Origin of the sequence: Dietzia cinnamea NBRC 102147 (assembly GCF_001571065.1) — a bacterium.
Taxonomy (GTDB): Bacteria; Actinomycetota; Actinomycetes; order Mycobacteriales; family Mycobacteriaceae; genus Dietzia; species Dietzia cinnamea.
Map to the genome: position 1 here is coordinate 16,883 of NZ_BCSW01000029.1, position 21,298 is coordinate 38,180.

22 protein-coding genes are annotated in these 21,298 nt (G+C 70.5%); 10 read left to right on the top strand and 12 right to left on the bottom strand.

Going from position 1 to position 21,298, the window contains the following annotated elements:
* Positions 1-23: 23 nt before the first annotated feature.
* Positions 24-1,487 carry an aspartate ammonia-lyase gene (gene aspA / locus DCI01S_RS11005; RefSeq protein ID WP_061229270.1) on the bottom strand — a complete coding sequence of 488 codons (1,464 nt, stop codon included), beginning with the start codon at positions 1,485-1,487 and terminating at the stop codon, positions 24-26.
* Positions 1,488-1,594: 107 nt separating this feature from the next.
* On the opposite strand from aspA, the gene DCI01S_RS11010 reads away from it, so the two are divergent.
* From DCI01S_RS11010 to DCI01S_RS11020, 3 genes are all read left to right on the top strand, one after another.
* A complete protein-coding gene (locus DCI01S_RS11010; RefSeq protein WP_061229271.1) occupies positions 1,595-2,386 on the top strand; it encodes a phosphatase PAP2 family protein in 792 nt (263 codons plus the stop codon).
* Positions 2,383-2,922, top strand: a complete 540-nt coding sequence (locus tag DCI01S_RS11015) for an O-acetyl-ADP-ribose deacetylase (protein ID WP_061229272.1) — start codon at positions 2,383-2,385, stop codon at positions 2,920-2,922. Before DCI01S_RS11010 ends, DCI01S_RS11015 begins: the two co-directional genes overlap by 4 nt.
* A gap of 144 nt (positions 2,923-3,066) precedes the next feature.
* Positions 3,067-3,738, top strand: a complete 672-nt coding sequence (locus DCI01S_RS11020) for a hypothetical protein (protein ID WP_061229273.1) — start codon at positions 3,067-3,069, stop codon at positions 3,736-3,738.
* A 73-nt stretch (positions 3,739-3,811) separates the two neighbouring features.
* Here the strand turns inward: DCI01S_RS11020 and htpG are convergent, their stop codons facing one another.
* Positions 3,812-5,845 (bottom strand): molecular chaperone HtpG, encoded by a 2,034-nt coding sequence (htpG, locus tag DCI01S_RS11025; protein ID WP_061229274.1) that lies wholly within the window; start codon positions 5,843-5,845, stop codon positions 3,812-3,814.
* 134 nt (positions 5,846-5,979) lie between these two features.
* Between htpG and DCI01S_RS11030 the strand changes: the two genes are divergently transcribed.
* The 3 genes from DCI01S_RS11030 (at position 5,980) to DCI01S_RS11040 (ending at position 7,909) form a co-directional block, all read left to right on the top strand.
* Positions 5,980-6,567, top strand: coding sequence for a maleylpyruvate isomerase N-terminal domain-containing protein (locus DCI01S_RS11030; RefSeq protein WP_061229275.1), 588 nt, complete (start codon positions 5,980-5,982; stop codon positions 6,565-6,567).
* A gap of 86 nt (positions 6,568-6,653) precedes the next feature.
* Positions 6,654-7,082 (top strand): VOC family protein, encoded by a 429-nt coding sequence (locus DCI01S_RS11035; protein ID WP_061229276.1) that lies wholly within the window; start codon positions 6,654-6,656, stop codon positions 7,080-7,082.
* A gap of 50 nt (positions 7,083-7,132) precedes the next feature.
* A complete protein-coding gene (locus tag DCI01S_RS11040) occupies positions 7,133-7,909 on the top strand; it encodes an SDR family NAD(P)-dependent oxidoreductase (RefSeq protein ID WP_007631533.1) in 777 nt (258 codons plus the stop codon).
* A 106-nt stretch (positions 7,910-8,015) separates the two neighbouring features.
* Here DCI01S_RS11040 and DCI01S_RS11045 read toward each other — a convergent pair whose 3' ends face one another.
* From DCI01S_RS11045 to DCI01S_RS11060, 4 genes are all read right to left on the bottom strand, one after another.
* A complete protein-coding gene (locus DCI01S_RS11045; protein ID WP_061229277.1) occupies positions 8,016-8,846 on the bottom strand; it encodes an amino acid ABC transporter permease in 831 nt (276 codons plus the stop codon).
* Entirely contained in the window at positions 8,843-9,505 is a 663-nt protein-coding gene (locus tag DCI01S_RS11050; RefSeq protein WP_007631535.1) for an amino acid ABC transporter permease, read from the bottom strand. The genes DCI01S_RS11045 and DCI01S_RS11050 overlap by 4 nt, the downstream gene beginning before the upstream one ends.
* Before the next feature lie 113 nt (positions 9,506-9,618).
* Positions 9,619-10,440: a glutamate ABC transporter substrate-binding protein gene (locus DCI01S_RS11055; RefSeq protein ID WP_061229278.1), complete on the bottom strand. Its 822-nt coding sequence runs from the start codon at positions 10,438-10,440 to the stop codon at positions 9,619-9,621.
* Positions 10,441-10,498: 58 nt separating this feature from the next.
* Entirely contained in the window at positions 10,499-11,233 is a 735-nt protein-coding gene (locus DCI01S_RS11060; RefSeq protein ID WP_061229279.1) for an amino acid ABC transporter ATP-binding protein, read from the bottom strand.
* Positions 11,234-11,345: 112 nt separating this feature from the next.
* On the opposite strand from DCI01S_RS11060, the gene DCI01S_RS11065 reads away from it, so the two are divergent.
* Both DCI01S_RS11065 and DCI01S_RS11070 read left to right on the top strand, forming a co-directional pair.
* Positions 11,346-12,584, top strand: coding sequence for a fatty acid desaturase family protein (locus DCI01S_RS11065; protein ID WP_061229280.1), 1,239 nt, complete (start codon positions 11,346-11,348; stop codon positions 12,582-12,584).
* 16 nt (positions 12,585-12,600) lie between these two features.
* A complete protein-coding gene (locus tag DCI01S_RS11070; protein ID WP_061229285.1) occupies positions 12,601-13,062 on the top strand; it encodes a hypothetical protein in 462 nt (153 codons plus the stop codon).
* A gap of 32 nt (positions 13,063-13,094) precedes the next feature.
* Here the strand turns inward: DCI01S_RS11070 and DCI01S_RS11075 are convergent, their stop codons facing one another.
* From DCI01S_RS11075 to DCI01S_RS11085, 3 genes are all read right to left on the bottom strand, one after another.
* Positions 13,095-13,373: a WhiB family transcriptional regulator gene (locus DCI01S_RS11075; RefSeq protein ID WP_061229281.1), complete on the bottom strand. Its 279-nt coding sequence runs from the start codon at positions 13,371-13,373 to the stop codon at positions 13,095-13,097.
* A 229-nt stretch (positions 13,374-13,602) separates the two neighbouring features.
* Positions 13,603-14,589 carry a glycosyltransferase gene (locus tag DCI01S_RS11080; protein ID WP_061229282.1) on the bottom strand — a complete coding sequence of 329 codons (987 nt, stop codon included), beginning with the start codon at positions 14,587-14,589 and terminating at the stop codon, positions 13,603-13,605.
* 13 nt (positions 14,590-14,602) lie between these two features.
* Positions 14,603-15,163, bottom strand: a complete 561-nt coding sequence (locus DCI01S_RS11085; protein WP_061229286.1) for a type 1 glutamine amidotransferase domain-containing protein — start codon at positions 15,161-15,163, stop codon at positions 14,603-14,605.
* Positions 15,164-15,250: 87 nt separating this feature from the next.
* Between DCI01S_RS11085 and DCI01S_RS11090 the strand changes: the two genes are divergently transcribed.
* A complete protein-coding gene (locus tag DCI01S_RS11090) occupies positions 15,251-15,985 on the top strand; it encodes an LmeA family phospholipid-binding protein (RefSeq protein WP_223210220.1) in 735 nt (244 codons plus the stop codon).
* A 15-nt stretch (positions 15,986-16,000) separates the two neighbouring features.
* On the opposite strand, the gene DCI01S_RS11095 is transcribed toward DCI01S_RS11090, so the two are convergent.
* The gene (locus tag DCI01S_RS11095; protein WP_438356737.1) at positions 16,001-17,620 is read right to left on the bottom strand and encodes an adenylate/guanylate cyclase domain-containing protein; all 1,620 of its coding nucleotides are present in this window, start codon (positions 17,618-17,620) and stop codon (positions 16,001-16,003) included.
* Positions 17,621-17,859: 239 nt separating this feature from the next.
* On the opposite strand from DCI01S_RS11095, the gene DCI01S_RS11100 reads away from it, so the two are divergent.
* On the top strand, positions 17,860-19,566 hold the full coding sequence (locus DCI01S_RS11100) for a DEAD/DEAH box helicase (protein ID WP_061229283.1): 1,707 nt from the start codon (positions 17,860-17,862) through the stop codon (positions 19,564-19,566).
* Between the two features lie 248 nt (positions 19,567-19,814).
* Here the strand turns inward: DCI01S_RS11100 and DCI01S_RS11105 are convergent, their stop codons facing one another.
* The gene (locus DCI01S_RS11105) at positions 19,815-20,639 is read right to left on the bottom strand and encodes a thioesterase family protein (RefSeq protein WP_061229284.1); all 825 of its coding nucleotides are present in this window, start codon (positions 20,637-20,639) and stop codon (positions 19,815-19,817) included.
* Between the two features lie 23 nt (positions 20,640-20,662).
* The coding region (locus DCI01S_RS11110; RefSeq protein ID WP_174521552.1) for a fatty acid desaturase family protein at positions 20,663-21,298 on the bottom strand (636 nt) is incomplete at its 5' end.

The following is a 21,298-nucleotide window of genomic DNA, read 5'->3' on the forward strand; positions in this document are numbered from 1 at the left end:
CCGGAATCAGCCCCCTTGCGACCTCAGCCCGTCGGCCCGGTCGTGTCCTGCCCCGGCTGTGCCACGACGTTCTTGACCGAGCGTCCCTTGTACTGCGGGCGCAGGAGGTTGGCCGGGGACAGGATGTCGTCGAGTTCCTCCGCGGACAGCAGGCCCATCTCCAGTACGACCTCGCGCACCCCGCGGCCGGAGCGAGCGCACTCGCGCCCCACGATGTCGCCGTTGTGGTGGCCGATGATGGGGTTGAGGTAGGTGACGATCCCGATCGAGTTCATCACGTTGGCTCGGCAGATCTCGGCGTTGGCGGTGATCCCGCGGACGCACTTCTCGGTGAGCGTCTCCATGGCCTTGGTGAGCAGGGAGATGGACTCGAACATCGCCTGGGCGATCACCGGCTCCATGACGTTGAGCTGGAGCTGCCCGGCCTCGGCTGCCATGGTGACGGTCATGTCGTTGCCGATCACCTTGAAGCACACCTGGTTGACGACCTCGGGGATCACGGGGTTGACCTTGGCTGGCATGATCGACGACCCCGCCTGCAGTTCGGGCAGGTTGATCTCGTTGAGGCCGGCGCGCGGCCCGGAGGACAGCAGCCGCAGGTCGTTGCAGATCTTCGACAGCTTGACCGCGGTCCGCTTGAGGGCGGCGTGGACGTTGACGTAGTCGCCGGTATCGCTCGTCGCCTCGATGAGGTTCATCGCGCCGGTGACCGGGAGGCCGGTGACGGCGCGCAGGTGGTTGATGACCGCGCGGCGGTAGTCGGGCGGGGTGTTGACGCCGGTGCCGATCGCGGTGGCGCCGAGGTTGACGTCGAGCAGCATGCGGGCGGCGGAGCCGAGCACGTGGAGTTCCTCGTCGAGGTTCACGGCGAAGCCGCCGAACTCCTGGCCCAGGGACATGGGCACGGCGTCCTGGAGCTGGGTGCGGCCCATCTTGAGGACCTCGCGGAATTCCTCGGACTTGTCGTAGCAGGCCTCCCGCAGCGCGACGAGCGCCGGTTCGAGCCGCTCGAGCGCGTGCCACAGGGCGATGCGGAACCCGGTGGGATAGGCATCGTTGGTGGACTGGGACCTGTTGACGTCGTCGTTGGGGCTGATGATGTCGTAGGAGCCCTTGGGATGCCCGAGCCGTTCGAGCGCGAGGTTGGCCACCACCTCGTTGGTGTTCATGTTGACCGAGGTGCCGGCGCCGCCCTGGTAGACGCAGGAGGGGAACTGGTCCATGCAGCGTCCGTCCACCAGGATCTCGTCGCACGCCCCGACGATCGCGTCCGCCACCGTCTGGTCAAGGACGCCCATCTCCAGGTTGGCCAGGGCGGCGGCCTTCTTCACCATGACCATGCCACGCACGAAGTCGGGGACGTCGCTGATGGTGGTGGGTGCAATGGGAAAGTTCTCGACAGCCCGGACCGTGTGGATGCCGTAGTACGCGTCCGCCGGGACCTCCTTGGTGCCGAGCAGGTCTTCTTCCACACGGGTTCGGGTCATTCGTCCTCCGCCTCTCGGGTCGACTCCGGCCCACCTTAATCGTGGGGCACCGGGCCTCGTCGCGATCCGCGGGCGGGGACACCGCGGGATTGCCTAGTCTGGGGGGTATGTCGCGCACGACGACCACCCGTGGCGCCCGGGCCCTGTCCTCGGCGCGGGACGTGTTTCGCCGCCTGCATCCGTCGGACGGACTGCTCGGCAGCATCGTCGACCGGCAGGAGGTGCCGCTGCCCCGCGGGACGTGGGCGATCTTCGGGGTGGCGTTCGTGGGGTTCGCGACGCCGGTGATCGGCTTCGTCGAGCTCGCCGAGCGCATCCGCAGCGGTGCCAAGCTGCCCTTCGACCAGCCGGTGATGATGTGGCTGCAGCGCAGGCACTCGCCCCGCAACACGCGGATCGCCCGGGCGGTGACCGAGCTCGGCGGTGTCACGGCGGTGCCGTTGTTCGCATTGGCGACGTCGGCCTACCTGGTGTCGGTGCGGGGCAGCCGCCGCCCGGCCGCGTTGCTCACGGTGTCGCTGGTGGGGTCGACGATCATCAACTCGGTGCTCAAGGCGCTGTACCGCCGCGACCGGCCGACGTTCTTCACGCACATCGTGCAGGAGAAGAGCTTCTCGTTCCCCAGCGGTCACGCCATGGCCAGCGCCGCGCTGGCGGCGTGCACGTGCGTCCTGGCGTGGCCGACGCGGTGGCGGGTCGCGGTGATCGCCGGGTCGGCGGTGTACGTGCCGACCATCGGCGGCACCCGGATGTATCTGGGGGTGCACTTCCCCAGCGACATCCTGGCGGGCTGGTGTGTGAGTCTGGCGTGGGTGGGTGAGGTGGCGACCATCATGTGGCTGATGGACCGCCTCGATCACGCGCCGACGCCGATGATCCGCCGGAGGGAGACGGTATGACGACGACGAGGCGCGCTCGGATAGAGCTGAGCCACGGCGACATCACACGCATGGACGTGGACGCGGTGGTCAACGCGGCCAACAGTTCACTTCTCGGGGGCGGCGGGGTGGACGGGGCCATCCACCGCGCGGGCGGGCCGACCATCCTGGCGGAGTGTCGCGAGCTGAGGTCCGGCCGGTTGCCCGACGGATTGCCGACCGGCCGGGCCGTCGCGACCGGCGCCGGTGATCTGCCCGCGCGCTGGGTGATCCACACGGTCGGCCCGATCCACGGCCGCGATCCGGACGGTGCCCGGCTGCTCGCCGACTGCTACCGGAACTCGCTGGCGGTGGCCGACGAGCTCGGCGCACGAACGGTGGCGTTCCCACTGATCTCCGCGGGGGCCTACGGCTGGCCGCGCGAGGACGCGATCCGCACCGCGCTGGCCACGCTGGCCGCCACCGACACCGGGGTCGGGACCGCGACCCTGGTGCTGTTCGACGCGGCGACCCTGCGCCTGGCCGAGGAATGCCGCGCCGACATCCTCGGCGACTGAACTCTCCCCGCCGCGCCCGCCCGATCCGGCCACCTCCAGCCAGCTCCAGTCACCGCCAGCCGGAATCCGCTACTCTCCCTCCGGGTTCGCTACCCCTGTAGCAGTAGCGGATGCCGAGACGGAGTAGCGGATTCGGGGGGGTGGATGGTGGCTGATGCGGGCGACACGCGGATCGCGGAGGGCGCACCGGATGCGGCGGGGGCGGCGGTGGCTTTCGGTCCGGGCCTGGCCCCGGCAGCTCTGCTGACAGAGGTCTTCGCACCGTGGGTCGTACTCACGATCGGCTCTGTCCACCTGGGCCGGCAGGTGGGGTCGACCCGGTGGGGCGTGGCGGCGGCGGCCGGGTTGGGTGTGGTGCCGCAGGCGGCGATCACGTGGCGGGTCCGGCGCAAGGCGCTGTCGGATCACCACGTCACCCGTCGGGAGGACCGGCCGCTGGTGATCGCCGGGATCGCGGTATCGGTCGCGACCCTGTTGGCGGCCCAGCAGCGCCGCGGAGCGCCGGACGAGCTGCGCCGCATGACGCGGGCCGCGCTCGTGGCGTTGGGCGTCGCCGGGTCCGCGACCCTCAAGGTGAAGGTGTCGTTCCACACGGCGGTGCTGAGCGGGGTGATCGCGGTGCTCGCCCGCGAGCTCTCGCCCCGCTACTGGCGACTGCTGGTGCTGGTGCCGCCGGTGGCGTGGGCGCGCGTGCGGATCAGTCACCACACGCCGATCGAGACGGCCGCGGGCGCGGCGATCGGCCTGGCCTGCGGCCACCTCGCCGGCGGCCGGGCCGGGTCACCCGCGTCCGCCGCGGCCGCGCACCAGCCCTGAGATACGCCGCCGCCCCGCGGTGACCCGGTCGGGGTCCCGCGGGGCGGCGTAGTCGATGGTCGGGACCGGCCCGTCAGATGCGGTCGACCAGCAGCTTGGCGAACGCGGCCGGGTCGGACAGCGTGCCGCCCTCGGCGAGGACGGCGGCACCGGCGATGAGCCGCGCGGTGTCCTTGAGCTCGGGCGCCGAGGGATCCTCGGCGTGCCGGGCGCGCAGGCGCTCGACCAGCGGGTGCGTGGGGTTGAGCTCGAGGATCCGCTTGCTGACGGGCAGTTCCATACCCGAGGCGCGGTACATGGCCTCCAGCTGCGGGGTCATGTCGAACTCGTCACCGACCATGCACGCCGCCGACTCGGTGAGGCGATGCGACAGGCGCACCTGCTTGACCTCGTCGGACAGCTCCTCGCCCAGCCAGGTGAGCAGGTCGGCGTACTCGGCGGCGTCGGGCTCGTCCTTGCCCTGCTCGGCCTCCGCGCCGATGCCGGACAGGTCCACGTCGCCCTTGGCCACAGACCGCAGCCGCTTGCCGTCGACCTCGCCGACCGCGTCCACCCACACCTCGTCCACCGGGTCGGTGAGGATGAGGACCTCGACGCCACGGGCACGGAACGCCTCCAGGTGCGGGGAGTTCTCCACCGCCGCGCGGGACGTGCCGGTGAGGTAGTAGATCTCCTCCTGCCCGTCCGCCATACGGGAGATGTACTCGGCGATGGTGGTGCCAACCTCGTCGTCGTCCCCGGTCTTCTCGCCCTCGCCCTCCGGCGCCTTCTCCGACGCGGTGGCGGGCCGGGTGGACGCGAAGGTGCTCACGGCGAGCAGCTGCTCGCGGGCGTCGACATCGGAGATCAGGCCCTCCTTGAGGACCGCGCCGAAGTTGGCCCAGAAGCTGCGGAACTCCTCCGGCCGGTCGTTGCGGAGCTGCTCGATGGTCTGCAGCACCCGCTTGACCAGACGCTTGCGGATCGCCCGGATCTGACGGTCCTGCTGCAGGATCTCGCGCGAGACGTTGAGCGACAGGTCCTGGGCGTCGACGATGCCCTTGACGAAGCGGAGGAACGGCGGGACCAGCTCCTCGCAGTCGTCCATGATGAAGACCCGGCGGACGTAGAGCTGCACGCCCCGCTTGGTGTCCGGGGAGAACAGGTCGAACGGCACCTGCGTGGGCAGGAACAGCAGCGCCTGGTACTCGAACGTGCCCTCGGCCTTGAGGGTGATGGTCTCCAGCGGCTCGTCCCACGCGTGCGAGATGTGGCGGTAGAACTCGGCGTACTCCTCGTCGGTGACCTCCGACTTCGGCCGGGTCCACAGCGCCTTCTGCGAGTTCAGGGTGACGGTCTCGGTGATCGTGCCGCCGGCCGGGGCGTCGCCGGACTCCCCGTCGGCCGCGCCCTCCTCCGGCTCCGGCGCCGGGCGCTCGACGTCCATCCGGATGGGCCAGGCGATGAAGTCCGAGTAGGTGCGCACCACGCGGCGCAGCGTGTGTTCCTCGGTGTAGTCCGGCAGGGCCGCGTCCCCGCCGGCGGGCTTGAGCTGCAGGATGACCGACGTGCCCTGCGGGGCGTCCGGGGCCTCCTCGATCGTGTAGGTGTCCTCACCGCTCGACGTCCAGCGCGTACCAACGCTCTCCCCGGCCTTACGGGTGATGAGCGTGACCGTGTCGGCCACCATGAACGTGGAGTAGAAGCCGATGCCGAACTGGCCGATGAGGTCCGCGGTGGCCTGCTCCGATACCTCGCCCGACTCCTGCGCGGCGCGGGCGGCGGCGAGCGCCTCCCGCATCTGCCCGGTGCCCGACTTGGCGAGCGTGCCGATCAGGTCCACCACCTCGTCGCGGGACATGCCGATGCCGTTGTCCCGGATGGTCAGCGTGCGGGCCGCCGCGTCCGGGACCAACTCGATGTGCAGGTCCGAGGTGTCGACCCCGAGCGAGGAGTCCTGCAGCGCGGCCAGGCGTAGCTTGTCCAGCGCGTCCGAGGAGTTGGAGATGACCTCGCGAAGGAAGGTGTCCGGATTCGAGTAGATCGAGTGGATCATCAGATCCAGCAGCTGCCGGGTCTCGGCCTGGAACTCCCGGGTCTCGGCGGCACCGGAGGTCTGCGGGCTCATGTCGGGTGTCGGTCCTTTCTCTGTCACGTCGCACGGGGGCGAGAAGCGGGCGCGCTCATCGCAGGCACTCTGTTCTCGCCGTCAGGACCAACCTAGTGTGGAGCTCTGACATTCCCCGAGATGAGGTGCCGCCCGTGACCCCGTCGCCACTGCCCCGCGAGGACCTCGACGTCCTCGACCGGTCGACGAAGGTGTTCGCCCGCGCACTCGCCTCGCCGCTCGACGGCGACTGCGAGTCCTGCCCCGGCTGGTCCCGGCGCGACCTCGCCAACCACGTCCTGGGCGGCGGGCTGCGGTACGCCGCCTACTTCCCGCGGCTACCGGAGTCGGAGATCGGCTGGACCCGGACCGCCGACCACGCCGGCGACAAGCCGGTCCCCGCGCTGTACCGGACCTCGGCCGGCCTGCGTAAGGAACTCGCCCGGTCTCGCGACGCTGACGCCCCCGTCCCGCACCGGTTGGCCGAGATCCCCGTCCGCGATCTCCTCGCGCTTCGCGTGTTCGAACTGCTCGTCCACGCCCACGACCTCGACCCCGCCTCCTGGGGGTCGGAGGACACCGGGGAGCTCGCCGCGTGGACCCTCGCCCACGCACGGGACGTGGTCGAGCTGATGCGGTCCTTCGACGTGCTCGCCGACGCGTTTCCGGTCCCGATCGGGGCCGATGCGCGCACCCGGCTCCTCGCGCTGTCCGGCCGCCGGACCAACGGCGACTCGATTTAACGTGCCGTCGACCACGCCGGAGGTCTAGCGTTATCGCTACCGGGCGGCACCGGCAGGCGGGCGCCCACGACGAGAGACCGCGGTAGATGTCCATGTCCTGCGCCCCGTACATCTCCTTCCCCGGCAACGCCTCCGAGGCGTTCCCGTACTACCACGAGCTCTTCGGCGGGGAGCTCAGCCTGATGACCTACGACCAGTTCCCGTCCACGGACGACTTCCCGTTCGACCCGCCGCACGGCTCGGTCGCCCACGCCACCCTCGAGGCGCCGGGGATCACCCTCACCGGCGGCGACGCCATGGGCGAGTCCCTGCCGCAGCTGAGAAATGACGTCTACTCCTTCCTCCTCGGCTTCGACACCGAGGACGAGGCCCGTGCCTTCCTCGACAAGGTCACCGGCAGCGGGGGTCAGATGGCGATGCCCTTCGAGATCGCGCCGTGGGGTGACCGGTACGGGCAGGTCCACGACCGGTTCGGCATCCGCTGGGACGTCGTGGTCCCCGGCACCGGCGAGTAACCCGGAGGAAGACACCCGTATCCATCGCCCGTGCTTGTTACGGTGCTCGTATGGAGATCTCTGGAGCAAGTGCCATCGTCACGGGCGGTGCGTCGGGAATCGGCGCCGCCGTCGTCCGTCAACTCGCCACCAAGGGCGCCAAGGTGGTCGTCGCCGACCTCAACGCGGAGAAGGGTGAGGCCCTGGCGAACGAGGTCGGCGGCACGTTCGTCGCCGTGGACGTGACCAAGACCGAGGACAACGAGAAGGCCGTCGCCGCCGCGCTCGAGCTGGGCCCGCTGCGCTACCTCGTCAACTCCGCCGGCATCGGGTGGGCACAGCGCACGATCGGTCGCGACGGCGAGTACTCGTCGGCCTTCGATCTCAACGCGTTTCGCAAGGTCATCGACATCAACCTCATCGGCTCGTTCGACATGCTGCGCCTGGCCGCCACCAAGATGAGCACCCAGGAGGCCGACGAGGACGGGCAGCGGGGCGCGATCGTCAACATGGCGTCCGTCGCGGCGTTCGACGGCCAGATAGGCCAGGCCGCGTACTCCGCGTCCAAGGGCGGCATCGTCGGCATGACCCTCCCGGTCGCCCGCGACCTGTCGGCCGCCGGCATCCGCCTCAACACCGTGGCGCCGGGCCTCATCGACACCCCGATCTACGGCGAGGGTCCGGAGTCGGAGGCGTTCAAGGCCAAGCTCGGCGAGAGCGTCCTTCACCCCAAGCGTCTCGGCTCCGGGGACGAGCTGGCGTCCATGGTCATGGAGCTGCTCACCAACCCGTACATGAACGCGGAGACCATCCGCGTCGACGGTGGCATCCGGATGCCACCGAAGTGATCTGACCCGGTCAGCACACGACGAGAGGGGCCCCGCCGGATCGGATCCGGCGGGGCCCCTCTTCGCAGTCCCGGGCCCGTAGGCGGAACGGGAAGTGTCGCGGCGGTCAGGCCCTGGCGCGGCGCTTCTTCATCCGACCCTCGAGGTACACGGCGAGCTTGGTCAGCGAGTAGTTGATGACGATGAACAGGATGCCCGCCACGATGTACGCGGGGACCGTGTTGGCGTACGCCGAGCCGAGCGTCTTGGACCAGTTGAGCAGCTCGAGGTAGGTGATGCCGTAACCCAGCGCGGAGTCCTTGAGGACGACGACGAGTTGGCCGACAAGGGCCGGGAGCATCGCTGTGAGGGCCTGGGGGAGCTGGATCGACCGCAGCACCTGCCCGGAGGTGAGGCCCACCGACAGTCCCGCCTCGGACTGCCCCTTGGGCAGACCGTGGACGCCCGAACGGACGAGCTCGGCGATGACAGCCCCGTTGTAGAGCGTGAGAGCGGTGACGACGGCGGCGAGCGGCGCGTGCTGGTTGGGCACGAGGTCGGACGTGGCGAAGTACCCGAAGTAGGCGAACACCATCATCAGAAGCACCGGCACGGCGCGGAAGAACTCGACGATCACACTGCAGAACCACCGCAGAGGGGCGAACGGCGAGAGTCGGCCCATGCCGAACAGCAGCCCGAACACCACCGCGAGCACGATCGAGATCCCGGCCGCGGTGAACGTGCCCTTGAGCCCGGGGATGAGGTACGACGTCCACACCTCGGGGTCGGTGACGAAGGGCTCCCACATGAAGGCCTTGAGCTGACCGGCCTTCTGGAATTGCAGGAAGACGATGTACGCGATGCCCAGCGCGAGGATCGCGCCCACCACCGTGAGGACACCGTGACGCAGCCTGGCCTTGGGACCGGGCGCGTCGAACAGGACGGCCTGGGTGCTCATCGCTTCACCGCCAGCTTCCGGGAGAGGGAGGTGGTCCACAGCCCGATCGGGAGGGTGAGGATCACGAAGACCATCGCGAAGAAGAAGAACGTCGGCAGGCTCGCGCCCTCGTTCTCCGTGATCACCTGCAGCAGCCCCGCCGAGTCACCGACGCCGATCACGGCCGCGACGGTGGAGTTCTTGATGAGCGCGATGATGACCGAGCCGAGCGGGGCGATCGCGCCGCGGAACGCCTGCGGGAGGATCACCTCGCGCAGGGACTGTCCGAACCCCAGGCCGATCGAGCGGGCCGCCTCCGCCTGCCCCACCGGCACCGTGTTGACGCCCGAGCGCAGGGCCTCACAGATGTAGGCCGCGTGGTAGACGGCCAGCATGATCGCCGCCCACCAGAACGCGTTGCGCGCGAAGTCGTCGGAGACCGACAGTTGCAGGATGAAGGACAGGCCCAGGATGCTGAAGACCATCAGCAGCGTCAGCGGCAGGTTCCGGAACGTGTTGACGTACGAGGTCCCCAGGCCGCGCAGCACCGCCACCGGGGACACGCGCAGGACGGCCACGAGCGTTCCCAGGATCAGGGCGCCGATGCTGCCCAGGATCGAAAGCTGGATGGTCACCCAGACCGCTCCGAGGACGTCATAGTCGGCGAAGATGTCGCCCATGGTCCACCTTCCGTGATGGGGTGCCGGACCTCCGCGCCCCGGTGGGCGGCGGCGCGGAGGTGGCGGGGCCGGCCGGGTCGGGTGTCGACCCGGCCGGCAGGGATCGATTCAGATCAAGCGCAGGCGTCCGGCTCGGGCGGGTTGCCCTCGCCCGGGGTGAAGCCGGCGGCGCCGAGGTTCTCCTCGACCGCGGTGTCCCAGCTACCGTCCGAGATCATCTCGCGGATGGCCTCGTTGATCTGCTCGCACTTCTCCGTGTCGCCCTTGGCGATGCCCACGCCGTAGCGCTCCTCGGTGAACGGCGCGCCGACCACCTTGAGCTGGCCCTGGTACTGGTCCTGGGAAGCGTAGCCCGCGAGGATCGTGTCGTCCGTGGTCAGGGCGTCGACCGCGTTGGACACCAGCGCGGAGACGCACTCGGAGTAGGTGCCGAACTCCTGAAGGTTGACGCCCGGCACTTGCTCCTTGACGGTCTGCGCCGAGGTCGAGCCGGTGACCGAGCACAGGCGCTTGCCGTCGAGGGAGTCCGGCCCGGTGATCGAGTCGTCGTCGGCGCGGACCAGCAGGTCCTGGCCGGCGATGAAGTACGGTCCGGCGAATCCGACCTTCTCCTTGCGGGAGTCGGTGATGGAGTACGTGGCCACGATCATGTCGACCTGGCCGGTCTCCAGCAGCGTCTCGCGCTGGGCGCTCGGCGCCTGGATCCACTCGATGTCGTCCTCGGCGGTGCCGAGCTTCTCGGCGATGTAGCGGGCGACGTCGACGTCGAAGCCGGTGTACTCGTTGCCCTCCTTGAGGCCGAGGCCCGGCTGGTCGAACTTGATGCCGACCTTGAGCTGGTTCCCGCCGTCGCCGCCGTCATCGCTGCCGCACGCGCTCAGCCCGAGCGCCAGGGAGACGGCCGCCGCGGCCGCTCCGATCCGTCGGATGTTCATGAGTACTCCTTGTGGGGTGGGGTGGATGGGTCCTGAACGGGTCCGCGGACGGGCCCTTCTAGTTGGAGAGGATCTTGGACAGGAAGTCCTTGGCCCGGGCGCTCTGCGGATTGGTGAAGAACTCCTCGGGTGTGGCCTGCTCGACCAGCTCGCCGTCCGCCATGAAGATCACGCGGTCGGCGGCCTTGCGCGCGAAGCCCATCTCGTGGGTCACCACGACCATCGTCATGCCGGTCTTGGCCAGGCCGGTCATCACGTCGAGGACCTCGTTGATCATCTCGGGGTCGAGGGCGGAGGTCGGCTCGTCGAAGAGCATGACCTTGGGGTCCATGGCCAGCGACCGGGCGATCGCCACGCGCTGCTGCTGGCCACCCGACAGCTGCGCCGGGTACTTGGCCGCCTGGTGCTCGACCCCGACGCGGGTGAGCAGCTCCATGGCCCGTTTCTCCGCCTCCGCCTTGCTCTGCTTACGGACCTTGATCGGCCCCAGGGTGACGTTCTCCAAGATCGTCTTGTGGGCGAAAAGATTGAAGGACTGGAAGACCATCCCCACGTCGGCGCGCAGCTTGGCGAGCGCCTTACCCTCCTCGGGCAGCGGCTTGCCGTCGATCGTGATGGAGCCGGACTCGAAGGTCTCGAGCCGGTTGATGGTGCGGCACAGCGTCGACTTACCGGAGCCGGACGGCCCGATCACCACGACGACCTCCCCCTGCTCGATGGACAGGTTGATGTCCTTGAGCGCGTGGAAGTCACCGAAGTGCTTATTGACGCCTGAGATCTCGACGAGAGCCATGTGAGGAACTATAGGGCTCCGAAAGGCCTCACCGCCCCAAGACCGCGGACGTGTCCGCTACGCGCACCGCGAACCGGTCGACATCGCGTGCAGCGGTGCGTACCGTCGTTACATGGCGATATCAGCTGTCAGGGAATACGCCCATCTCACCGCCGACGACGTAGAAGCCATCGGCGAGGAACTCGAGGCGATCCGCCAGGACGTCGTGGACTCCCTCGGCGACCGCGACCGCCGATACGTGCAGAACACGATCAGACTGCAGCGCGGCCTCGTGGCCGGCGGCCGAGTCGTCCTGCTCTTCTCCGGGTACCGGCCCGCGTGGGCGCTCGGCACCGGGTTGCTCGCCGCCGGGAAGATCATCGAGAACATGGAGCTCGGGCACAACGTGATGCACGGGCAGTGGGACTGGATGAACGACCCGGTCATCCACTCCAGCTCCTGGGAGTGGGACATCGTCGGCACGTCCGAGCACTGGAAGGCCACGCACAACTACCACCACCACAAGTACACCAACATCGTCGGCATGGACGACGACGTCGGGTACGGCGTGGTGCGGGTGACGCGCGACCAGCCGTGGCACCCGCCCAACTCGCTCAACCTGGTCTGGAACACGATGCTCGCGTTCGCGTTCCAGTGGGGCGTGGGCGTCCAGCACCTCGAGATTGCACCGGGGACCATCAACTCCTCGGGGTGGGACGAGCAGAAGAAGCGGATCGGGCAGTTCCTGCGGAAGGCCCGCCGCCAGGTGGGCAAGGACTACGTGTGGTTCCCGCTGCTGTCGGGCCCCAACTGGAAGACCACCATGACCGCGAACATGACCGCCAACGTCATCCGCAACCTGTGGTCGAACGCCGTGATCTTCTGCGGTCACTTCCCGGACGGGGCCGACAAGTTCACCCTGGAGGACCTGGAGAACGAGACCCAGGCGCAGTGGTACCTGCGCCAGATGCTGGGCTCGGCCAACTTCACCGGCAGCAAGCTCATGCACTTCATGTCCGGCAACCTGTCGTTCCAGATCGAGCACCACCTGTTCCCCACGATCCCGTCCAACCGGTACGCCGAGGTCGCCGAGAAGGTGCAGGACGTCTGCCGCCGCTGGGATCTGCCGTACACCACCGGCCCGCTGTACAAGCAGTACTGGCAGTCGTGGCGCACCATCGCCAAGCTGTCGCTGCCGAACCGGTTCCTCAAGGCCACGGCCGACGACGCGCCGGAGACGCGGTCGGAGAAGATGTTCGCCGGCGAGCCGAGGACGTACGAGACCCGCGACGGTCGGCGTGCGGGCCTGGTCACCGCACTCAAACACCACACGAACCCGCGGCAGCTGCAGCGCATCACCCGGACGGTCTGACGTGGCGGGAGACGACGTGGCATCCGGAGACGACAACCGCACCCCGAGCGTCGACGAGACGCACCGTCGACCCGAGGGCGCGACCGACGCCGAGGTCGAGGCGGCCGGCAGCGTGAGCGAGGCACTGGAGTACATCGAGCGGGCCCGCGGTCGGCTGTACGACCTGCACCAGCTCATCGGGCGAGCGGACATCCTCCTCCAGGAGGCCGCCGACAAGCTCGACGAGATCGGTCGCACGGAACTCGCCGAACGGATCCGATCCGAGGTCGTGGGGGTCAACGTCCTCCACGGCCGGTGGACGTTCCAGATGGTGGAGGAGTTCGACGACGGCTTCTGGTCCACCGCGCGCGAGGTCGACCGCGCGGTGCGCGAGGAGCTCACCGGCGGCCGCCGACACGTCCACGAGGCGGAGATGAAAGAGGCCAACAGGACGAAGGGCCGCCCCGGACACGAGGCGACCCCTGGGGATCCAAATTAGGATCCGCACGATCGCTCGCGCGGATCACGGGGTCAGCCGGTGCGGTGGCGGCCGGCGATCCGATGCCTTTCGGCCTCGGTGAGGCCGCCCCATACGCCGTACAACTCCTTGGTCTCAAGGGCGAACGTCCGGCAGGTGTCGAAGACCGGGCAGGTGGCACACACCGCTTTTGCCTGGTCCTCCTTCTTCCGCCGCGCGCCCTTCGACTCCTCCTCGAGGCTGTAGAACAGGTCCTCGTGGCCGATGCACGCCGCACCGTCGCGCCACGACCAGAAAGCCGCCATGGGTTCGAGGTTCTTGTATCTGGGCATGTGGCCTCCGTTCCCGCCGTTCCGACGTGCCCGTGTCAGGCCCTGAAAGCTCGGTCGGCAGCGCTCTGCACCCATCCTGTCAGTGATCCGCCTCGCCGTGCGCGGAGTGAACTCACATACCGAGAGGTATATGTTCGTGTCAACGGGTTGCGCAGCGCTTTTGCAGCAGAATCCACTACAGGTGAGAAGTTGTCCACGCCTCACATTCCGGCCGTGCGGGCGGCAGCGGTCACCGTCGAGACGCGGTCCTCGTCGTCGTCGACCGGATGACCTCCGCGGCGCGCGACGCCGCGCCGTCCACCCCCCACCACTTCCGGATACCCCCGGCTTCGCCGTCCAGAGCGCGGTCCACCTGCTCGCGCACCGCGTGCGCGACCGCCGTGGGCCCGTCTCCGTACCTCATCACCGACGTGCCGGGGAGCCCGGCCAGCGCCTCGGCGGTGGCGTCGTACTCGCCGTGATCATGCTTTCCCGGGACCACCACGAGCGGGACGTCCGCGCAGGCGGCGTCGGCGACGGACGTCTGGCCCGCCCCGGTGACCACCACATCCGCAGAGCACAGCTCGGACCACGGGTCGTCGTGCCACGCCCCGTCCGGCCCACCCAGCTCCGTCCATTCCGCCACGCCCAGCTCGCCGGCGGTCGTGCGGACCGCGCGCCAGAACCGGTGGTCCCAGACTTCGGTGGATCCGTTGAGGTGGACCACGCGGGGGCGACGGCGCCGATCGCGCGGCTCGGGCTCGCGACGCTCGAAGCGGGAGATCCCGCCGATCTCGTACACCGCACGTCCCGCCTGCGCGACGGCCTCGCGGTGCGCGCCGGGTGGCCACGCCGCGATGAGTTTCTCGGCGGCACGGCAGCGGAGCCGGTGCGGTTCGTCGTCCCGCAGTCCGGGCGGCAGGGTGCTCACCATCGGGACGCCGGCCATCCGCGCGGCCAGCGACATCCCCGGTGACGAGTCGACCCAGAACGCCCGCGGCCGGGCGCGGTCGATCCACGCCACCGCGCTCCGGCGAGCGGCGACCGCGAGACCCTGGGCCGCGACCCCGTCGACGGGCAGGTGCACCACCTCGACCCCGGGCGGGCGGAGGGCGTGGTCGAACGGCCCGGTCACGAGCAGCGTGACCTCCTCGCCCCGCTCCCTCAGAGCCGCGACGACCGGCAGCACCCGGTGCAGATGCCCGCGCCCACGGTTGTGGACGTAGACGCCGATCATCGTCGAAACGTCCTCAGGCGTCTCCGCGAAGTGCCTCGAGGAGCGCGTCGCAGAAGGCGGGCAGGTCGTCGGGCCGGCGGCTGGTCGTGATCCCGCCGTCACTGACGAGTTCCGCGTCGACCCACTCCGCGCCCGCGTTGACCAGATCCGTCCGCAGGCTCGGGTAGGACGTGATCCGGCGGCCGCGGACCACGTCGGCCTCGACGAGCATCCAGGGGGCGTGGCAGATGGCGAACACGGGCTTACCCGCGTCGACCATCTCGCGCACCAGGTTGACGGCGTGGGAGTCCTGCCGCAGCGCGTCCGGGTTGGCGACGCCGCCGGGTAGGACGAGCACGTCGATGTCGGCGGCCGAGGTGTCGGCGCTGATCCGGTCGACGGCGTGCGCGCCGGCCGGGTCGAGGTGGTCGACCAGCCCGACCTCGCCGCTGTCCGTGCTGACGAGGATCGGCGTGTGACCCGCCCCGGAGACGGCGCCCCACGGCTCGGTGAGTTCGACGCGCTCGATGCCCTCGGAGGCCACGAGGAAAGCGACGGTTCGGGTGTCGGTTCGTGCATCCTGTGTCTCGGTCATGCCCCCGATCGTGAGGGCGGACACCTACCCTCGCAACCGGTCCCCGAGACGGTGGACCGCGTAGCGCGGGTCCGGCACCATACCCCCATGGGACGACGAGATCGGATGGCCGCCAACGGACGTCGCGGCGGCGGGCGACGCGGACGCGGGTGCGGGTGCTCGCTGCTCGTACTGCTCCTGCTTCTGGTGGGGCTGGTGGTGGCCGCGGAGTTCGGGGCCCGCTGGTATCTGTCCGACCGGGCCGAGAGCGAGGCGTCCGCCCGGCTCGATGCGCCGGTGTCGGTGGGGTTCGGCAGCACTCCCGTGTTGTGGGATCTGGCCACGACCCAGGCCGTGGGGACGGTCCGGCTGACTTCTCCGGGCAACGCGACCGTCCCGCGCATCGACGTGACCGGCCACTCCGTCCGGCTGGTCGACGGCGGGATCCGCGCCGACACCGCCGACGGCATCGCGGTGCTCAGCGGCGAGCAGCTCGCGGCCGCCGCCTCGCAGGGCAACCCGGCGGAGGGCTCACCCGTGGCGGGTCTGACCGAGGTCCGCTCGGTGCGGCCCGACCCCGCCGCCGGGCTGCTGCGCGCGGACATCGGCGGGATCGCGGAGGTCGGCGTCGTCCCCGGCGTGACCGACGGTCAGCTGACCCTCACGCCACAGCAGACCTCGCTCCTCGGGTTCGACCTGCCGAACGGCCTGTTCTCGGGCATCACGGGCACCGTCGACTCGACCGTCGCCTCGCTGCCCGACGGCGTGGTGATCGAGGGCGCCCGCGTGGTGCCGGAGGGCCTCGAGGTCGCGCTCGGCGGGCAGGATGTCGTCCTGCAGTAGCAGCGGGAGTCCGTCTTAGCGGGAGTCCGCGCCGTCCGCGCCGTCCGCGGTGTCAGCCGCCTCCGGCGTGTCCGCCGCGTCGGCCGGCGCGCACAGCCGGGTCGGTTCGTCCCGCCCCCGCACGACCTGCGAGCCCACCTCGTCCCAGCGGCCACGCTCGACCTCCGCGGCGGCGTCGGTCGCCGCGCCCGAGGCCAGGACGAGCCCGGGCCGGTCCTTGGCCAGCTCGCACAGGCGCGCGGCCTCGTTGACCGCGTCGCCGATCACCGTGTACTCGAAGCGGTCGTCCGAGCCGACGTACCCGGCCACCACGTCGCCGAACGACGCCCCGATGCCGGCGCGGCAGTCGGGCACCCGCTCCTGCAGCCGCCGCCCGAGGACGCGCGCACACGCCAGGGTCGCGGTGGCCGGGTCCGCCATCGACCGCGGCGCCCCGAACACCACGAGCGCGGCGTCGCCCAGGAAGCTGTCCACGATGCCGTCGTACTCCTCCACGGTCTCCACCACCACGGAGAAGAACTGGTTGAGCACGTCCACCACCTCGGAGGCCTCGGACCGCACCGCCATCTCGGTGGAGCCGATGAGGTCCACGAACACGACGCCGACGCGCGAGTCCCGCCCGCCCAGTTCGGGCTCGTGGAGTTCGGCGGCCTCGGCCACGTCGCGGCCCACGTGCCGCCCGAACAGGTCCCGCAGCCGCTCGCGCTCCTGGAGCCCGGAGGCCATCTGGTTGAAGCCGCGTTGCAGCTCGCCGAGCTCGGTGCCGTCGTAGACCACCACCCGCCGGGACAGGGTGCCGGCCGTGATGTCCTCCATCGCCCACCGCACGCTGCGCAGCGGGCCGATCATCGAGGCCGTCGCCAGCGAGATGAGGAGGAACCCGGCCAGCAGTGAGGTGGCACCGAGGACGATGACGACGACGGCGAGGCGTTCCAGTGACAGGGCGCGGCCCGCGAGGGTGTAGATCGCCACGATGATCAGGCCTGTCACGGGGACCCCGCTGCCCAGGGCCCATGCCACCCGGAGCCGCGTCATGGCGCCGAGGAACCGGGCCCGCGGCGCCCTGCCGGTGGACAGCGCGACCGCCGCGACGGGACGCAGTCCGAAGTCGGCCAGCAGGAACGCGACACCGCACACGACCAGGCCGGCGAACACGATCGTGAATCCCACGACCGGGATCGACGACGGGTCCACCACGCCGTACGCGGGGGTCACCACGGCCGCGCCGAGCAGCCACAGGAACGCCTGGATGAGGGTGATGCGCCCCGGCAGCCGAAGGGTACGGATGCGCTGCCGATCAGTGGGTTCGTGTCCCTCCAGGAACCAGCGGACCCGGCGGTAGACGGCGCGGGTCACCCACACCGTGCCCGTGATGACCGCCAACGACACGTAGACGGGCACGACGATCACGGTGGGGACAAGGAACTCCCGCGAGAGCAGCGCCGGGCCGGGCAGCACGAAGAAGATCAACGTCACGGCGACGGCGACGCCCACGAGGTTGGAGCCCAGTAGCGACAGGATCAACAGGATCCGGACGCGCCAGGCGCGGATCCGGGCGGATTCCCGCTCCCGTCCGAGCAGCACCGACCCGAGCTCCGGGCGGCGCAGTAGGGACAGGTCGAGTCGCACGATCACCTATGGTGCCACCCCGCACCGACACTCGTGATGTCCTCGTCACACCTGTCTCGGGGAATGGGGTGCGCGGTCCGTCGGCGCGTAGGGTGGTCTCCGGACGGCCCGCACCACTCTTGCCTCGGGCCGCGGCCTGTCGACCATCCCGTGGTCGCGCACCGGACGTACCGCCTGAGTGGCGATGCGATTCTCCGTGAGCGCGCCGGGCAAGACGCCATCCTCTATGTTCGGAGCACTTCCTCTTGTCACGTTCTTTCGCCGATCTCGGCGTTCCTTCCCCCCTGCTCGACGTCCTGAGCGGCGCGGGCATCACCACCCCGACGCCTATCCAGTCGGCGACGCTGCCCGACGCCCTGTCCGGCCGTGACGTGCTCGGCCGCGGTCGCACCGGCTCCGGCAAGACCTACGCGTTCTGCCTCCCGCTCGTCGCGCGTCTGGCCGCCTCCGGCGGTCGCCGCACCCGCAACGCGCCGCGCGGCCTGATCCTCGCCCCGACCCGCGAGCTCGCCCGCCAGATCGACGAGACCCTCGCGCCGCTCGCCAACGCCCTCGGCATGAAGACCACCGTGATTTTCGGCGGCGTGTCCCAGGGCCGCCAGGTGGACGCGCTGAACCGCGGCGTCGACATCGTCGTGGCCTGCCCCGGCCGCCTCGAGGACCTCATGGGCCAGAAGCACTGCCGCCTGGACGGCATCGAGATCAGCGTCCTCGACGAAGCCGATCACATGGCCGACCTGGGCTTCCTGCCCGGCGTCACCCGCATCCTGTCGGCGACCCCGGCGGACGCCCAGCGGCTGCTGTTCTCCGCGACCCTCGACTCGGGCGTGCAGAAGCTGGTGACCAAGTTCCTCACCGACCCGGTGGACCACTCGGTGGACGACGGCTCGGCGACGCCCGGACCGACCGCGCACCACGTGTTCCACGTCGACGCCGACGACCGCGTCCGCGCCCTCGCCGACCTCGCCGGCGCGCACCCGCGGACCGTCATGTTCACCCGCACCAAGCACGGCGCCAAGCGCCTGGCCAAGCAGCTCACCGGCCGCGGCGTGGCGAGCGTGGACCTGCACGGCAACCTGTCGCAGAACGCCCGCGTGCGGAACCTCGACGCGTTCTCCTCCGGCGAGGCGACCGTGCTCGTGGCGACCGACATCGCCGCCCGCGGCATCCACGTCGACGACGTCGGGCTCGTCGTCCACGCCGATCCGCCGGCCGAGCACAAGGCCTACGTCCACCGGTCGGGCCGCACCGCCCGCGCTGGTGCCATCGGCACTGTCGTCACCGTGGCCACCGCGGATCAGGTCCGAGAAGTCCGCTCGCTGCTGCGCGCGGCCGGGGTGGCCGCCGGCGAGATCGAGCTGCCCGTGGGCGCCGACGCGGCCGCCGCGCTGGCCGACGCCCCCGAGCCGCCGGCCCACGTGCCGTCCGACGACGGCGCGGAGGGCCAGTCGGTCCGCGGTCAGTCCCGTCGCGGTCGTGGGCGGGATCGCCAGAGCCAGAACCGCCAGCGCGCGGGCCAGCAGGCTGACGGCCAGGGCCAGCAGGGTCGGGGCCGCCAGGCTGAGGGCGAGCACGGCCGGGGTCGCGGCGGGCAGTCCCGCGGCGACGGCCGGCGCAGCGCCGACCAGGACCGCCAGGTCCGGGCGGGTCGGGATCGCGACGGCTCGGAGCGCGGTGCCCGCGACCAGCAGGGCTCCGGCGGTGGCGGCGCTCGTCGTCGTCGCCCCGAGAGCGGCGGCGCCCCGTCGGCCGCGCCCCAGGGCTCCGCTCGTCAGGGCTCTGCGCGACAGGGTTCGGGCGCTCAGCGTTCCGGCGGCCATGGCTCCGGCGCGCAGCGGTCAGGTGCGCAGGGCTCCGGCGCGCGCAGCACGGGTGCCCGCCAGTCGATCGGGCAGGCCGCCGGCAGCCCGCGTGGCGACCAGCGGCGACGGGCCACCCGCTCCGCCGGCTGAGCAGCTGAAGCGCCGGGATGGCCGGCTGAGCGGCTGAGTCTGCCCGGCCGGTCGGGCGGCGGCTCAGCGGCCGCTCACCGGCGGTCCGGCTGAGTCTGCCCGGCCGGGCGTACGCGCCGCCTATCCGAATGCGCGCCGCCTACGGGATCCGCTAGGTGGCGCGCATTCGATTAGGTGGCGTTTAGGTGGCGTTGCCGTGTGAGGCTCATGCGCTGCGCCGACTCGTGTTTTCGCGCCGGGCAGACGGCTCAGCCGAAGATGGTGATCGTCTGGCGGCTGATCGCGAGCAGCTCGCCGTCGGGCCGCCACACCATCGCGTGGGTGTGCGCGTAGCCGTCCCGGGCGGCATCGGTCGTCGCGGCATACGCCAGGTTCGCATCGGCCGGGACGACGTCCGGCCCCACCTCGGCGACGAGCTCGATGGTCCACGTGAGGCTGCTGCCTGGCGCGAACCCGTCGAGCATCTGGAGCGGCGCCGGCGGCCATGCGTCCGTCAGCAGCACCAGGTGCTCCTCCTCGAGCCGCTCCGGCGCCTCACGCAGTGCGGTCCACCCGGACAGGTCCGCCGCCTCGGCACCGCTGAACGGCAACTGCCCGCCCACCTGCCGCAGCTCGACGAACCGGTAGAACTCCGGCGTGAGATCCTTCATGTAGGGGAACGGCTCGATCGCCGACGGGTCGCCCAGCTCGGGCATCGGGTGCGCGGGCGGCACGGAGATCGACGACTCCCGATGCCTGCCGAACGCTGCCAGCGCCGTGGCGACGATCGCGTCGGACTGCCGGACCGTCGCCTGGCACTGGGTGACGTTGGAACCGACACGCAGGATCTCGGCCTCGACCTCGACGGGGCCGGTGGCCGCGGGGCCGACGAACGACACGGTGAGCGACCGCAACGGCGGGACCCCCACCGGGCTACCGGTGCTGCCCGCGAGATCGCGGAGTTTCCCCTTCATGGCGGCCAGCAGCAGGGCCCCGGTGAGCCCACCATAGATGGCCCTTCCCTGCGTCCAGCCCTCTTCGACCTCGACGGTCCCACCGCGCGCGGCGGACTCCAACATGCTCGTCAGCGACATGCGGCATAGTCTGCCACCGCCGCTCAGCGGGCCTTCGGGGAGTGCTCCCTCCGGCTGCGGCGCGCCCGGCCCCGGGCCTTCCGGACCCCCGCCAGCGCGGTGGCCAGCCCGGACATACGCGGACCGTGGCCGAACATCTTCTCGCTGCGGGTCTCGGGGGCGTCGTCGGCGGTGCGGCGCAGGTAGCGGTCCGGCAGCGACAGCCGCGCGATGGTCCGCCACGACTGGAGGTACTGCTTCCACAACGGACCGGAGACGTACGGCAGGTCGTAGCGGGCGCACAGATCGCGGACCTCGAGTGAGATCTCCGAGTACCGGTTGGACGGCAGGTCGGGGAACATGTGGTGCTCGATCTGGAACGACAGGTTGCCCGACATCAGGTTCATGGCCGGTCCGCCGTCGAGGTTGGCACTGCCGAGCATCTGCCGCAGGTACCACTCCGCCTGCGATTCGGTCTCAACATCCGTCATGGTGAACTTCTCCGCGCCGTCCGGGAAGTGGCCGCAGAAGATCACGGCGTTGGTCCACACATTGCGGATGATGTTGGCCGTGACGGTGGCGGTGAGCGCCTGGGGTCCGCTCGGCCCGGCGAGCACGGGGAACAGGACGTAGTCCTTGAGGATCTGCTGGCCGGCCTTGCGCAGGAACGCGCGCGCCTT

Excerpts from the sequence above, each read along its gene's own strand:
- DCI01S_RS11055 (WP_061229278.1), bottom strand. The coding sequence starts at position 10,440 with ATGAACATCCGACGGATCGGAGCGGCCGCGGCGGCCGTCTCCCTGGCG.
- aspA (WP_061229270.1), bottom strand. The coding sequence starts at position 1,487 with ATGACCCGAACCCGTGTGGAAGAAGACCTGCTCGGCACCAAGGAGGTC.
- DCI01S_RS11105 (WP_061229284.1), bottom strand. The coding sequence starts at position 20,639 with ATGTCGCTGACGAGCATGTTGGAGTCCGCCGCGCGCGGTGGGACCGTC.
- DCI01S_RS11050 (WP_007631535.1), bottom strand. The coding sequence starts at position 9,505 with ATGGGCGACATCTTCGCCGACTATGACGTCCTCGGAGCGGTCTGGGTG.
- DCI01S_RS11015 (WP_061229272.1), top strand. The coding sequence starts at position 2,383 with ATGACGACGACGAGGCGCGCTCGGATAGAGCTGAGCCACGGCGACATC.
- DCI01S_RS11090 (WP_223210220.1), top strand. The coding sequence starts at position 15,251 with ATGGGACGACGAGATCGGATGGCCGCCAACGGACGTCGCGGCGGCGGG.
- DCI01S_RS11085 (WP_061229286.1), bottom strand. The coding sequence starts at position 15,163 with ATGACCGAGACACAGGATGCACGAACCGACACCCGAACCGTCGCTTTC.
- htpG (WP_061229274.1), bottom strand. The coding sequence starts at position 5,845 with ATGAGCCCGCAGACCTCCGGTGCCGCCGAGACCCGGGAGTTCCAGGCC.
- DCI01S_RS11065 (WP_061229280.1), top strand. The coding sequence starts at position 11,346 with ATGGCGATATCAGCTGTCAGGGAATACGCCCATCTCACCGCCGACGAC.
- DCI01S_RS11045 (WP_061229277.1), bottom strand. The coding sequence starts at position 8,846 with ATGAGCACCCAGGCCGTCCTGTTCGACGCGCCCGGTCCCAAGGCCAGG.
- DCI01S_RS11080 (WP_061229282.1), bottom strand. The coding sequence starts at position 14,589 with ATGATCGGCGTCTACGTCCACAACCGTGGGCGCGGGCATCTGCACCGG.
- DCI01S_RS11040 (WP_007631533.1), top strand. The coding sequence starts at position 7,133 with ATGGAGATCTCTGGAGCAAGTGCCATCGTCACGGGCGGTGCGTCGGGA.
- DCI01S_RS11035 (WP_061229276.1), top strand. The coding sequence starts at position 6,654 with ATGTCCATGTCCTGCGCCCCGTACATCTCCTTCCCCGGCAACGCCTCC.
- DCI01S_RS11075 (WP_061229281.1), bottom strand. The coding sequence starts at position 13,373 with ATGCCCAGATACAAGAACCTCGAACCCATGGCGGCTTTCTGGTCGTGG.
- DCI01S_RS11060 (WP_061229279.1), bottom strand. The coding sequence starts at position 11,233 with ATGGCTCTCGTCGAGATCTCAGGCGTCAATAAGCACTTCGGTGACTTC.
- DCI01S_RS11020 (WP_061229273.1), top strand. The coding sequence starts at position 3,067 with ATGGTGGCTGATGCGGGCGACACGCGGATCGCGGAGGGCGCACCGGAT.
- DCI01S_RS11010 (WP_061229271.1), top strand. The coding sequence starts at position 1,595 with ATGTCGCGCACGACGACCACCCGTGGCGCCCGGGCCCTGTCCTCGGCG.